This is a genomic window from Flavobacterium cerinum (assembly GCF_004028155.1).
Classification (GTDB): domain Bacteria; phylum Bacteroidota; class Bacteroidia; order Flavobacteriales; family Flavobacteriaceae; genus Flavobacterium; species Flavobacterium cerinum.
The window spans coordinates 131,996-146,410 of record NZ_SBII01000011.1; the positions used below are offsets into that span (position 1 = coordinate 131,996).

Sequence of the window (14,415 nt, forward strand, 5' to 3'; positions counted from 1 at the left end):
CCATAGCTGCTTATCGTAGTAATAATCATTAAATTACGATAATGAAAAAGCGCAAATTAGGTTTCTGGGAAATTTGGAACATGAGTTTCGGATTCCTGGGGATACAAATGGGTTTTGCTTTGCAAAATGCCAATGCCAGCAGAATTCTCCAAATTTTTGGTGCAGATGTACATGAGCTTTCATGGTTCTGGATCATAGCCCCGTTAATGGGCCTTATTGTTCAGCCCATAATAGGTCATTACAGCGATAACACCTGGACTCGTTTTGGCAGAAGAAAACCTTTTTTCCTTATAGGTGCCGTACTTGCTTCGGTAGGATTGATATTAATGCCGCAAGCCGATATTTTCATCGCATTCTTGCCTGCTCTTTGGGTTGGTGCAGGTATGTTAATGATCATGGATGCTTCGTTTAATATTGCTATGGAGCCTTTTAGGGCTCTTGTTGCCGATAACCTGCGTACCGATCAGCGAACCATGGGTTTTAGTGTTCAGACGGCGTTAATTGGTTTTGGTGCTGTGATAGGTTCTGCACTTCCTTATGTGCTAACTAACTGGTTTGGCATCTCAAACGAATCGGTTGATGGCAGTGTTCCCTTAAACTTAACTTTATCATTTATTGTAGGTGCCGCCATACTGGTGGGTACTATAATTGTTACATTACTTACTACAAAAGAATACTCACCTGAAGAACTTGAACAGTTTGACAAGGCAGAAGGGATTGTACCCGAAGTTGTAAAAGAAGCAAAACTAACAGACATTTTTACCGACTTTAAAAAAATGCCTTCTACCATGAGGCAGCTTAGCTGGGTTCAGTTCTTCTCATGGTTTGGCCTTTTTGGAATGTGGGTATTTACAACTCCGGCTATTGCGCATCATATTTATGGTTTGTCTATAGAAGACTCTACAAGCAAGGCTTATCAAAATGCGGGCGACTGGGTAGGGATACTTTTTGGAGTATACAATCTGGTCTCGGCCATCTTCGCATTCTGCCTTCCTTACATTGCCTTTAAAATTGGACGAAAGCTAACACACTCTGTTTCCCTTTTAATAGGTGGGGTTAGTTTACTTTCTATTTATGTTATGCCAAACGAGTATTGGGTAATATTACCTATGATAGGCGTAGGTATTGCATGGGCAAGTATACTTTCTATGCCTTATGCTATTCTTGCAGGTTCTATTGCACCAAGAAAAATGGGTGTTTACATGGGAATCTTTAATTTCTTTATTGTTATCCCTCAAATTGTTAATGCATTAATAGGCAGTCCTATCGTAAAATATGCTTACGGAGGTAACGCTATTTATGCAATCCTTTCAAGCGGAGTAAGCTTTATCATAGCTGCCCTTCTTGTTTCAAAAGTAAAAGATGTAGACGATTTAAAATCGGCATCTAAAATTCTATAATATATATTTCAATGAGCCATAAAGCATTCATATTCGACCTGGACGGAGTAATTGTCGATACCGCTAAATACCACTTTTTAGCATGGCAGAAAATTGCTAACCGTTTGGGAATAGAGTTTACACACGAACATAACGAACAGTTAAAAGGAGTGAGCCGCATTCGTTCACTTGATCTTATACTCAGCCTTGGCGGCAAGGAAATTACGCAGGAAGAGAAAGATCAATACCTGCTTGAAAAAAATGAAGATTACCTGGAATACATTATCAACATGAAAGAAGATGAAATTCTGGAAGGTGTAGTGCCGGTACTTCAGTATTTAAAAGATAACGGGCAAAAAATTGCCTTAGGTTCGGCCAGTAAAAATGCCAGGCCTATACTTGAAAAAGTAAGCATATTACATTTTTTTGATGCCATTGTAGATGGTAATGATGTTACAAATGCCAAGCCTGATCCCGAAGTTTTTTTAAGGGCAGCACAACTGGTAGGTGCATTGGCTTCAGACGCTATCGTATTTGAAGATTCGGTAGCAGGAGTGCAGGCAGCAAATATTGCAGGAATGATAAGTATAGGTATTGGTGATGCAAAAACACTTCATGAAGCCCAATACAACTTTAATGATTTTACAGAAATACACACTGATTTTTTACAAACTTTAGTTAAGAAATAAAATGAACCAGGATTATATAGTACCGGATAATTGGTCGATAATAGAAGAAGGATTTGATGCAGAAAGAGTAAAATCTTCCGAGAGTTTATTTAGTATAGGCAACGGTGCCATGGGACAGCGTGCCAACTTTGAAGAAAACTACACGGGGCATACTTTTCAGGGAAGCTATATTGCGGGTATTTACTACCCGGATAAAACAAAAGTGGGTTGGTGGAAAAACGGATATCCGGAATATTTTGCCAAAGTACTAAATGCTCCAAACTGGATAGGGATAGATATTACTATAAACAACGAGGTATTCGATCTTAATACTTGTACCGCTGTACGTGATTTTAAGCGTGAGCTTAATATGAAAGAAGGCTGGTACAACCGCTCGTTTGAAGCAGTATTGCAAAACGGAACTGAGGTGAAAGTGAATGTGAGACGTTTTCTTTCGCTGACCAGCGATGAACTTGGAGTTATCAATTATGAAATTACGCCATTAAACAGAGCTGCTCAAATTACATTTAAACCGTATGTAGATGCAGGGGTGAAAAACGAAGATGCCAACTGGGAAGAAAAATTCTGGGAGCCTTTAGATATTCAGCATAATGCAAACGAAGCTTTTATTACTTCCAGAACATTCAAGACCCATTTTAATGTGGCTTCTTACATGCACAACAGCATTTTACTTAATGGTAAAGATTTGCAAATACTTCCGGGGAATGTAGAGGTTGCCGCCGATAAAGTATTGTTTTCTTATACTGTTGAAGTAGGGCAGAATGAAATTGTATCAATCCAGAAATTTGGTGGTTATACCGTTTCGCTTAACCATGATGATAATAAACTGGTTGCTGCTGCTAAAAATGTTATTGCCGATGCTAAAGCCAAAGGATATGATATTTTGCTTAACGAACAAAAAGAGGCTTGGGCTTCTATTTGGGAAATGGCAGATATTACCATTGAAGGCGATGTAAAAGCACAGCAGGGCATACGTTTTAATATTTTCCAGTTAAACCAAACTTACTTAGGGAAAGACCCAAGACTGAATATAGGGCCTAAAGGATTTACCGGAGAAAAATATGGAGGTAGTACGTATTGGGATACTGAGGCCTACTGTATACCATTCTATATGGCAACAAAAGACCAGCAGGTAGCGCGAAATTTGTTGACGTATCGCTACAATCAGTTAGATAAAGCGATAGAGAATGGTGTGAAATTAGGCTTTACTAATGGTGCAGCACTCTACCCGATGGTAACCATGAATGGTGAAGAATGCCATAACGAATGGGAAATTACTTTTGAAGAAATTCACCGTAACGGAGCCATAGCTTTTGCAATTTATAACTACTACCGATTTACAGGAGATTACAGTTATATACCGGAAAAAGGGCTTGAAGTATTAATCGCCATTTCACGTTTTTGGCACCAGAGAGCTACTTTCTCTACATATAAAAATCAATATGTGATATTGGGAGTAACGGGCCCTAACGAATATGAAAACAACGTAAACAATAACTTTTATACCAACTATATTGCTAAATGGTGTATTGACTATACTGTAGAGCAAATAGAAAAAGTAAAAGGAGAGTATACTGCCGATCATGACCGTGTTATGGCAAAAGCCAATTTAAATAGAGAGGAGATAAAGCAGTGGAAAAATGTTGCTGACAATATGTATTTTCCACGTTCTGAAGAACACGGAGTATACCTTCAGCAGGATGGTTTCCTGGATAAGGAATTGATCAAGGTAAGTGATCTTGATAAAAGCCAGCGTCCTATAAATCAAAAATGGTCGTGGGACAGAATACTGCGTTCACCTTATATAAAACAGGCCGATGTACTACAGGGCTTTTACTTCTTTGAAGACCATTTTACAGAGCAGCAGCTGGAACAGCATTTTGATTTCTATGAGCCTTTTACAGTACATGAATCGTCGTTATCACCATGTGTGCATTCTATCCAGGCAGCAAAACTGGGTAGGATGGAGCAGGCATATACATTCTATTTAAGAACATCGCGCCTTGACCTTGATGATTATAACAAAGAGGTAGAAGAAGGCTGCCACATTACAAGTATGGCAGGTACCTGGATGAGTATTGTAGAAGGTTTTGGCGGTATGAGGGTGAAAAATGATGCACTTCATTTTGAACCAAGAATCCCGGAGCAATGGAAAGGATATTCGTTCAGCATCAATTTTAGGAACCGTGTTTTAAAAGTATCGGTACTTCCGGGTGAAACAAAATTTGCATTGGAAGGCAATGAAGAGCTTACCGTTTTTGTAAATGGTAAAGCTGTAAATGTAAAACCAGATACACTGGTAACGGTTTAAGTTTTTTGTGATAAACCTGCAAGGTTTTTAAGACCTTGTAGGTTTAATTTTAGCATAGTAATGAAATAATACCTGCAAGACTTTGAGATATTGCAGGACTTTAAATAGTGAAAATGAAAAAATTATTTAGTCTTTTACTTTTATTAGCGGGCAGTTTTGTCTTTGCTCAAATACAAAAAGTAGAGCCTCCGTTTTGGTGGGCCGGTATGCACAATCCCGAATTACAAATTATGTTCTATGGGAAAGATATTGCAAAATATCAGCCTTCTGTTTCTAATAATGTCGTGATTAAAAATGTAGTAAAGACACAAAATTCGAACTATGTTTTTGTAACCATCGATACTAAAAATATTTCTGTATCTGATTTTACTTTTTCATTTAAAGACAAAAAGAAGACAGCCTTTACACAAAAATATTCGCTAAAACAGCGAAAAGAAGATTCGGCAACCCGTAAGAGTTTCGACTCGTCAGACATGATGTATCTTATAATGCCGGACAGGTTTGCAAATGGCAACACAGCCAATGATAATGATAAAAACCTAAAAGAAAAAGCAGATAGAAATATTCCTGATGCCCGTCATGGAGGTGATATAGAAGGAATTATTAGAAACCTTGATTATCTGCAGGAATTGGGTGTTACAGCAATTTGGAACACACCATTGTGTGAAGATGACGACAAACAGCATTCATATCATGGGTATGCCCAAAGCGATGTTTACAGGATAGACCCGCGTTATGGTACAAATGAAGATTATTTGCGCCTTTCGGCAGAAATGAAAAAAAGGGACATGAAGTTGGTTATGGATTATGTAACCAATCATTGGGGTGCAGAACACTGGATGTACAAAGACCTGCCTGCTTATGACTGGATTCATCAATTCCCGGGATACTCACAGTCCAACTACAGAATGACAACACAGTTTGATCCTAATGCCTCAAAAATAGATACTAAACAATGTATGGATGGATGGTTTGTACCGTCTATGCCTGATTTGAACCAGAGCAATCCGTTGGTGCTTAATTATATTACTCAAAATGCCATTTGGTGGATTGAGTATGCAGATCTGGGAGGTTTCCGGGTAGATACCTATTCGTATAACGATAAAGAAGGTATTGCAAAATGGACAAAAGCTATAACAGATGAATACCCATATTTTAATATTGTAGGTGAAGTGTGGATGCATGATCAGGCCCAAATGGCCTATTGGCAGAAAGACAGCAAAGTTGCTGCGATACAAAACTATAATTCTTATCTGCCAAGTGTAATGGATTTTACCCTACACGATGCTATGGGGTCCGTTTTTAATGAGAACAATCCATCATGGAATGACGGGATGATAAAAGTGTATGACAATTTTACCAACGACTTTTTATATCCGGATGTTAATAACCTACTTCTTTTTGCAGAGAATCATGATACCGGTCGTTTTAACGAGATCTATAAAAACGATTTTAAAAAATACCAAATGGCAATGACGCTTGTTGCTACGGTAAGAGGTATTCCGCAATTGTACTATGGGTCAGAGATTGGTATGGCAGGCGATAAGAGTAAAGGTGATGCACACATCCGTCAGGATTTTCCAGGTGGATGGGCAGGCGATAAAAACAATGCCTTTACAAAAGCGGGAAGAACAGCCGAGCAGGCACAGTTTTTTGACTTTACATCTAAATTATTCAAATGGAGAAAAGGTGCTGAGGTTATCCATACCGGTAAAACAACACACTATCTACCCGACAATAATGTGTATGTGTACTTTAGGTACAATGACAAAGAAACGGTTATGGTTGTAATAAACAACAGTAACGAAGCGAGAACATTTAAAACCAATCGTTTTGCTGAAAATATCAAAAGCCATAAATCTGGTAAAGATGTGCTGACAGGGAAATCTGTTGGATTGGAGAGCGAAATAAACATCGAGGCAAAATCGGTTTTAATCCTTGAGTTGAAATAACAGTATAGTAAAACTATCGAATATGAAAAAAACGATTCTTTTAGCAGTTGGCCTTATCACTTTTATAAGCTGTAAAGACGATAAAAAACAGGAAGAAAAAACTGAAGTTGTTGCAGAAACGCTGGCACCTGTTAGCGATGCTATGATGGAAAACAGTGTTATCTATGAGGCTAACATTCGTAACTATTCGCCGGAAGGTACTTTTAATGCTTTTGCTAAAGATATCCCTGAGCTGAAAAAACTGGGCGTTAAAGTGCTTTGGCTTATGCCGATCTATCCGGTGTCTTTAAAAAACAGGAAAGCTACAGGAGATCTTTCGGTAGAAGATATTAAAGACCCAAAGGAACGCGAAAAATATTTGGGCAGTTATTATGCTACTTCAGATTATACGGCTATTAATCCTGACCTTGGTACTGAAGCAGATTTCCAGAAATTGGTAAAGACAGCTCACGATAACGGTATGTATGTTATCCTGGACTGGGTCGCTAATCATACAGGATGGGATCATAAATGGATTACAGAACACCCGGAATACTATCATAAAAATGCTAAAGGTGAAGTAACCGATCCGCTTAATCCTGAAACCGGAAAAAGCTGGGGCTGGACCGATGTAGCACATTTGGATTATACGAGTAAAGTATTGTATGAACCTATGAAAAATGAAATGCTGTACTGGGTTAAAGAACACAATGTTGATGGTTTCCGTTGTGATGTGGCCGATAATGTGCCTACAGAATTCTGGCAGTTTGCTATCCCGAAGCTAAAAGAGGTTAAGCCTTTGTTTATGCTTATGGAATCATCTAAAGCTTACCTGTTCAATGGATTATTTGATATGGGTTACGGTTGGGATGCTCACCACCTCATGAATGATATTGCTAAAGGCAAGAAGACTGTAAAAGACTGGGATGCTTATGTGGCTAAACATAATACCGAATACAAAAAGCAGGACATCTGGATGAATTTTACATCTAACCATGATGAGAATGCATGGCAGGGTACCGAGTATGAAAGACAGGGTGATGCTGCCGAAACATTTGCAGCGCTAACCTACCTAATGCCGGGAATACCTTTGGTATATACAGGTCAGGAGTATGACTTTAACCGTCGTCTTAAATTCTTTGAGAAAGATGAGATTACCAGACAAAAAGGTAAAATGTTTCCTGTGTATGAAAAACTTGGAGCATTAAAGAATACCAATGCAGCACTTAACGGAGGTAAAAATCCGGCAGATTATAAAAGGCTTACTACATCGGCGGATGCCAGTGTACTGGCTTTTGAAAGGGCTAAAGATGGAAGTAAAGCTGTTTATGTAGCTAACCTTACTAACAAGCCTCAAACATTTACAGTAGAAACAGAAGGTGATTTTTCAAATTACATGACCGGAGAAAAGGTAAGCCTTGCAAAAGGACAGAAGTTTGGCTTTAAACCTTGGGAATATTGGGTTTTAGTGAAATAATCGGCTAAAATAAATTTCGTTATTTAAAAGCAAACATCTGATGATTCAGGTGTTTGCTTTTTGTTTTATGAGAGGTTATAGCATTTGTGTAATTGCTATAATTTGATGCAAATCTATTTAAGTATCTTTACCGAAATCTTTATTTATGGCAGCAATACTAAAAATAGGGCATCGCGGGGCTAAGGCACATTTACCCGAAAACACATTGGCTTCTTTTCTAAAAGCTCTGGAAATGGGTGCAGATGGTATTGAACTCGATGTGCATGTTTGTGCTACTGGAGAGCTGGTCGTTATTCATGATTTCACGGTAGACCGAACCACAAACGGTAGTGGCGAAGTGCACAAAATGACATTGGCTGAACTGAAAAAACTAAAGGTAGAAGGAGGGCATACGATTCCGCTTTTGGATGAGGTTTTGGCAATTGTAAATAAGGAATGCCTTGTAAATATTGAGATGAAAGGCAGGCACACGGCAAGACCGGTGTCAGACTTTGTAGATAAATATGTAAAAGAAAGAGGCTGGAGTTATGACAATTTTATAGTGTCGAGCTTTCAGCGTGAAGAACTGCTCATTATGAGCGATATCAATAAAAATATACCATTGGGTATACTTACACAAGCCAGTGTAACGCAGGCATGGGAATGGGCGGAAGAATTTTCGGCGAAAGCCATCCACCCGCACTATTCACTGCTTACAGAAAGCAATGTAAAAAAAGCACAGCAGGCAGGCTTTAAAGTCTATACCTGGACCATTAACGAAACCGAAGACATTGAACGTATAAAATCGTATAATGTAGACGGCATAATATCAGATTATCCCGAAAGGCTATGAGTAAAAGTTTTGATGTAATTATTGCAGGAGGCGGAGCAGCAGGTTTTTTTACGGCCATTAATATTGCTGAAACTAATCCTAAATTAAAAGTAGCCATTCTTGAAAGAGGGAAAGAGGTACTGTCTAAAGTGCGTATATCAGGTGGGGGACGCTGCAATGTGACCCATGCCTGTTTTATACCAAATGATCTGGTGAAATTTTATCCGAGGGGAGAGAAGGAACTTAAGGGGCCATTTAATCAGTTTTGCTCTGGCGATACTATTGAGTGGTTTGAACGCCATGGCGTTGAGCTTAAAATTGAAGATGACGGGAGGATGTTTCCGGTAACGGATAGTTCGCAAACCATAATAGACTGCTTTCTTGAAACTTCAAAAAAACTCGGTATCCAGATTTTGATGGGTGAGAGTATACAATCGCTTTACAGGGCAGATAGTCATTGGAAAATAGAAACGAATAAAGAAGTTTTTCTTGCAGATAAGCTGGTTATGGCTACGGGTAGTAATCCTAAAATGTGGGATATGCTGGAAGAGCTTGGCCATACTATAGTTTCACCTGTACCATCACTATTTACTTTTAACATTAAAGACAGCAGGATCAAAGACCTGATGGGTGTATCGGCCATTGCAACGGTTAAGGTGAAAGGTACTAAACTGGAAGCTTCTGGTCCATTGCTTATTACCCATTGGGGTATGAGTGGTCCGGCTATACTAAGGGTATCCGCATGGGGAGCGAGAGAATTGTTTACTAAAAATTACCAGTTCACTTTGCAGGTGAATTGGTTGAATGATATGGATGCAGACGAATGCGATGAGGTACTAAAAAGCCTGAAGCACGAGCATGCAAAGAAAACCGTAAGCAAAAAATCGCCATTTGATTTTCCTAACAGGTTATGGGAAAGTTTAGTCACAGCCTCTGGTATTGATATTGAAACCCGTTGGGCAGATCTTACCCGAAATCAATTGCAGGCATTGGCAGCACAGCTTACCAATGGAGAGTTTCAGGTAAATGGCAAAAGTACTTTTAAAGATGAGTTTGTAACTGCAGGCGGAGTAGATCTTAAAGAAGTAAACTTTAAGACCATGGAAAGCAAACGTGTAGAAAAGCTTTATTTTGCCGGAGAAGTATTAAATATTGATGCTATTACAGGTGGATTTAATTTTCAGAATGCTTGGACAAGTGGTTTTATAGCAGCAAAAAGTATTGTTGAAGAGCAAAATATATAGAAGGTTAATCTTTTATTGATTATAATGCAGTTAATTTTTAAAAAAGTGGTTTTTTAACGCAACCGTTTTCGAAAAATGGTATCTATATAAAAATCACGCTATGAAAAATACACGATCCTAATGTATGGGATTGTATATTATTCTAAAAAATTAGTTAGTTGCAATTTCTGCAAAGGGCCTCCCGAAAGGGAGGTTTTTTTGTTTATAATGAATAATACATCTTGGTTGATTATATTTGTGTATTAATTACGCTTATAGATTTATTATGCTGCAAAATATAAGAATAGCTGTAGATGCTGTTGTGTTTGGTTATCAGCACGGCGAATTGTATGTATTGCTGATTAAACAAAAGTTTGGGACTGAAGAAGCTTATTGGGCATTGCCTGGTGGGCTTGTGCTTAATGATGAAGCACTTATTGATGCTGTAAAGCGTGAACTCAAAGAAGAAACTAATGTTGAGGTAAATTATTTAGAACAGCTATATACTTTTGGGGATGACATTAATCGAGATTCCCGTAACAGGGTAATATCTGTGGCTTATTTTGTTTTAATAGATTCGTCTAAGACACTTATAAAAGCCGATACAGATGCCGATAATGTGCAGTGGTTTGCCATAAAGGAAGTGCCACAGCTGGCATTTGACCATAAGCTTATACTGAATACTGCACTTGCCCGCTTAAAGGCTAAGCTTACCTACCAGCCCATTGGATTTGATCTGCTTCCGGAAGAATTTCTTTTTTCGGAGTTAGAAAACCTATATTGTACTATTCTTGAGAAAGAAATTGACAGGCGTAATTTTAGAAAAAAGATACTAAGTTTTGGAATTGTTGAAGAAACAGATCGTTTTTCTGAAAAAAAAGGCGGTCGTCCTGCTAAGTTTTTTAAGTTCAATAAAAAGAAATACAAGCAGTTAGATAAAGAAGGTTTTCATTTTGAAATTAGATTTGCGTAAAAAACACACAAATAGTTTTGTGGGTAAAATAATATGATTTACATTTGTGTAAGAATAACGCAAACAAAATCATTATGCTACTATTAAACCTCGATACAAATTTTACTCCATTAGTAGGAAAAGCACTGACTTTTAAAAGTTTTACTTTTTCTGGAGGTGAGCCACACATTAAGATCGAACCAGATTTTGATACCAAAGAAACTATAACCATAACCCAGCGTCTTAATAGCTTTAATCATCTTGGATTATTATGCCTTGCTGTAGATGCATTAAGAAGAATGGGGGTTACTAAAATTAATTTATTTATTCCCTATTTTCCTGCCGCAAGACAGGACAGGGTTATGGTGCAGGGAGAACCGTTATCTGTAAAAGTTTATGCCGATATTATTAACGGGCTTGGCTTGTTAAAAGTAACCGTATTCGATCCGCATTCTGAAGTTACGCCAGCTTTATTAAACAATTGTGAAGTAATAACAAATCATATTTTTATAGAACAGGTTCTTAAGCGTATCGGAGGAAATGTAAAATTAATTTCGCCGGATGGCGGCGCACTTAAAAAAGTTTACAAATTATCAGAATTCCTTGGAGGTGTTGACGTAGTAGAATGTAGCAAGAGCCGGGATGTAAAAACAGGGAAATTATCTGGATTTAAGGTTTACGATGATAATTTAGAAGGAATAGACTGCCTGATCGTTGATGATATTTGTGACGGAGGGGGAACTTTTATAGGTCTTGCCGAAGCACTTAAAAATAAAAATGCAGGCAGGTTATACCTTGCTGTAAGTCATGGGATCTTTAACAAAGGGTTTGATGTATTTGGTGATTCTTTAGAAAAAATATTTACAACAAACTCTTTCACTGATTTTGATAATGAAAGAGTAGAACAAATTAAAATTCAATTATGAAATATACTGTTGAAAATTTAGTTAATGATGGCCACCCAAAAGAGTATATTTTTTTCTGGGGCCATCAGTCTTCAAAAGATGATAGCATTACCAAAAGCTGTTTTAGCCAGTGGTGGGAAAGTGCTTTTGAAGTTAACGGAATCAATTACAAATCGGCCGAACACTGGATGATGGCTAAAAAAGCGGTGCTTTTTGATGATACAGAAACTGCAGCCAGAATTTTAGAATGCAACTCTCCTGCCGAGACAAAAAAGTTAGGCAGAGAAGTGAAGAATTATGTAGATTTAGTTTGGCTTGAGCATCGATATAAAATTGTTTTAGAAGGTAATTATCATAAGTTTAATCAAAATGAAGAACTTAAAACCTTTTTGCTGGGTACTCAACACAGTGTAATTGTTGAAGCCAGTCCGGTTGATGCTATTTGGGGTATAGGTATGGCAGCAGATGATGTAAGAGTAAATGATCCTGAAAAATGGAGAGGACTTAACCTTTTAGGATTTGCACTCATGGAAGTGAGAGATATAATTAAAGAAAACCGCAGTATATAAAACCAATAATATGAACCCATTATTATTAACAGATGGTTACAAGGTAGACCATCGCAGGCAGTACCCTGACGGTACAACATTAGTATATTCTAACTGGACTCCGAGAAAATCAAGGATAGAAGGTGTGAACGAAGTGGTGTTTTTTGGATTACAGTATTTTATAAAGAAATATATACTTCGGGATTTTGACCAGTATTTTTTTAGCAGGCCAAAAGATGAGGTAATTAAAAAATATGCGAGAAGGATAAATAATTATCTGGGCGAAAACGAAGTAGGCACACAGCATATTGAAGCATTACATGATTTAGGTTATATTCCAATGGTGTTTAAGGCGCTGCCTGAAGGTTCAAGCGTGCCATTGAGGGTACCGATGTTCACGATGTATAATACTTTGCCAGAGTTCTTCTGGCTTACCAATTATTTTGAAACCCTACTTTCTGCCGTGGTATGGCTTCCCTGCAATTCGGCTACGATAGCCAGGGAGTATAGGAAAGTATTGGATCATTATGCAGAGCAGACTTCTTCTGTACCTGAGTTTGTAAACTGGCAGGGGCACGATTTTTCTATGCGCGGAATGGGAGGTATAGAGGCTTCAGTAACATCATCAGCTGGACATTTATTAAGTTTTACGGGAACTGATACTATCCCAGCGATAGATTTTTTGGAGGAATATTACAATGCGGATTCTGATACAGAACTGGTTGCAGGTTCTGTTCCTGCTACCGAACATTCTGTGATGTGCATGGGTACTACCGAAGGAGAATATGAAACGTTTAGAAGGCTAATATGTGAGGTGTATCCTAAAGGGATTGTATCTATCGTTTCTGACACATGGGATTTGTGGAAAGTACTGACAAATTATTTGCCACGCCTTAAAAATGAAATTGCGGGTAGAGAGGGTAAAGTGGTTGTGCGCCCAGATAGTGGTGATCCTGTTGATATTATTTGTGGTAATCCTGATGGAAAAAATGAAGAAGAACGAAAAGGAGTTATAGAATTGCTTTGGGACACATTTGGAGGTACGGTAAATGCCAAAGGATATAAAGAGCTGATTTCGCAAATTGGAGCTATTTACGGTGATAGTATTACAGTAGAGCGCGCTGCGAAAATTTGTGAAAGGCTAAAACAAAAAGGTTTCGCATCTACCAATGTGGTTTTAGGAATAGGATCATTTACTTATCAGTATAATACCCGTGACACTTTTGGTTTTGCCATGAAAGCGACCTATGGTGAAGTAAATGGTGAAGGCAGGGCAATATTTAAAGATCCAATTACAGATGACGGAACTAAGAAATCGGCAAAAGGGTTGATGAAAATCGAACTTGAAAATGGTGTCTATAAACTTGTCGATGGAGTGAGTTGGGAAGAAGAGCAAAAAGGAGAATTACAGGAGGTATTCCGTGATGGAAAACTTTTACTGGAACATTCGTTAACAGAAATTCGTGAGAGAGTTAAAATAACAAGTAACACTTTAGCTAACTAAATAAAAAAGCCCCTTTAAGGGGCTTTTTTATTGCAAGAGGATTTATGTATTATCGGTTTAACCACCATATAGATGCATTAAGTACTAAGGCAAATGTTACCCATAAAATGTAAGGGATGAACAGGTATCCCGCAATTTTATTCACTTTATTGAACTGCACAAAGGTTTCATATATCATCAGCCATAAAAGAATGATCTATATAAGGGCAAGCATCGGATTGTGAAGTCCGAAGAAAAGAATAGACCATAGAGCATTTAATGCAAGTTGTATTGCAAAATAGATTAGCGCCCTTCTTACAGTTTCCCGTTGGGTTTCTATTTTGTCCCAAACCAATCCGGCGGCAATACCCATAAGGATATATAGGAGGGTCCACATTGGAGCAAAAATCCAGTTGGGTGGGTTAAATACCGGTTTTACAAGAGTAACATACCAGGTATCGACACTGTCACGGGTTACAATACCGGAGATATAACCTATCACAACACAGGTTACCATCATTACCATCATTTTTGTGGTCTTAGAGATGTGCGACTTTTCCATGCTTCAAAGTTAACAAAGAAAGTTTTAAAATAAGCCTAAAATTATAATAGCTCCATGCAGATTAATATAAAGGGAACAGAAGATTTGCTGTATGCTTTGATCTGATGGAAGTGATTTGGGTCTGAAAATAAAAGTTATCTTTGC

Annotated in this window: 11 protein-coding genes and 1 pseudogene; 11 read left to right on the plus strand and 1 reads right to left on the minus strand. The window is 38.0% G+C overall.

Annotated elements, in window-relative coordinates; genetic code table 11:
• Positions 1 to 41 precede the first annotated feature (41 nt).
• The 11 genes from EPI11_RS14985 to EPI11_RS15035 all read left to right on the plus strand — a co-directional run bounded on the left by EPI11_RS14985 (position 42) and on the right by EPI11_RS15035 (position 13,730).
• Entirely contained in the window at positions 42 to 1,400 is a 1,359-nt protein-coding gene (locus EPI11_RS14985) for an MFS transporter (RefSeq protein WP_128390791.1), read from the plus strand.
• 11 nt (positions 1,401 to 1,411) lie between these two features.
• Positions 1,412 to 2,068 (plus strand): beta-phosphoglucomutase, encoded by a 657-nt coding sequence (gene pgmB / locus EPI11_RS14990; RefSeq protein ID WP_128390792.1) that lies wholly within the window; start codon positions 1,412 to 1,414, stop codon positions 2,066 to 2,068.
• A gap of 1 nt (position 2,069) precedes the next feature.
• The gene (locus EPI11_RS14995; RefSeq protein WP_128390793.1) at positions 2,070 to 4,379 is read left to right on the plus strand and encodes a glycoside hydrolase family 65 protein; all 2,310 of its coding nucleotides are present in this window, start codon (positions 2,070 to 2,072) and stop codon (positions 4,377 to 4,379) included.
• Between the two features lie 113 nt (positions 4,380 to 4,492).
• Complete coding sequence (locus EPI11_RS15000) at positions 4,493 to 6,331, plus strand: glycoside hydrolase family 13 protein (RefSeq protein ID WP_128390794.1); 1,839 nt, start codon at positions 4,493 to 4,495, stop codon at positions 6,329 to 6,331.
• A gap of 22 nt (positions 6,332 to 6,353) precedes the next feature.
• Positions 6,354 to 7,787, plus strand: a complete 1,434-nt coding sequence (locus EPI11_RS15005; protein WP_128390795.1) for an alpha-amylase family glycosyl hydrolase — start codon at positions 6,354 to 6,356, stop codon at positions 7,785 to 7,787.
• A 145-nt stretch (positions 7,788 to 7,932) separates the two neighbouring features.
• Positions 7,933 to 8,619 carry a glycerophosphodiester phosphodiesterase gene (locus EPI11_RS15010; protein ID WP_128390796.1) on the plus strand — a complete coding sequence of 229 codons (687 nt, stop codon included), beginning with the start codon at positions 7,933 to 7,935 and terminating at the stop codon, positions 8,617 to 8,619.
• Positions 8,616 to 9,842 (plus strand): BaiN/RdsA family NAD(P)/FAD-dependent oxidoreductase, encoded by a 1,227-nt coding sequence (locus tag EPI11_RS15015; RefSeq protein ID WP_128390797.1) that lies wholly within the window; start codon positions 8,616 to 8,618, stop codon positions 9,840 to 9,842. The genes EPI11_RS15010 and EPI11_RS15015 overlap by 4 nt, the downstream gene beginning before the upstream one ends.
• 265 nt (positions 9,843 to 10,107) lie before the next feature.
• Complete coding sequence (locus tag EPI11_RS15020; protein ID WP_128390798.1) at positions 10,108 to 10,794, plus strand: NUDIX hydrolase; 687 nt, start codon at positions 10,108 to 10,110, stop codon at positions 10,792 to 10,794.
• A gap of 74 nt (positions 10,795 to 10,868) precedes the next feature.
• Positions 10,869 to 11,699, plus strand: a complete 831-nt coding sequence (prs, locus tag EPI11_RS15025; protein ID WP_128390799.1) for a ribose-phosphate diphosphokinase — start codon at positions 10,869 to 10,871, stop codon at positions 11,697 to 11,699.
• Entirely contained in the window at positions 11,696 to 12,247 is a 552-nt protein-coding gene (locus EPI11_RS15030) for an NADAR family protein (protein ID WP_128390800.1), read from the plus strand. Before prs ends, EPI11_RS15030 begins: the two co-directional genes overlap by 4 nt.
• Before the next feature lie 10 nt (positions 12,248 to 12,257).
• Complete coding sequence (locus EPI11_RS15035) at positions 12,258 to 13,730, plus strand: nicotinate phosphoribosyltransferase (protein ID WP_128390801.1); 1,473 nt, start codon at positions 12,258 to 12,260, stop codon at positions 13,728 to 13,730.
• Positions 13,731 to 13,779: 49 nt separating this feature from the next.
• Here the strand turns inward: EPI11_RS15035 and EPI11_RS15040 are convergent.
• Positions 13,780 to 14,238: pseudogene (locus EPI11_RS15040) on the minus strand (TspO/MBR family protein).
• Positions 14,239 to 14,415 lie beyond the last annotated feature (177 nt).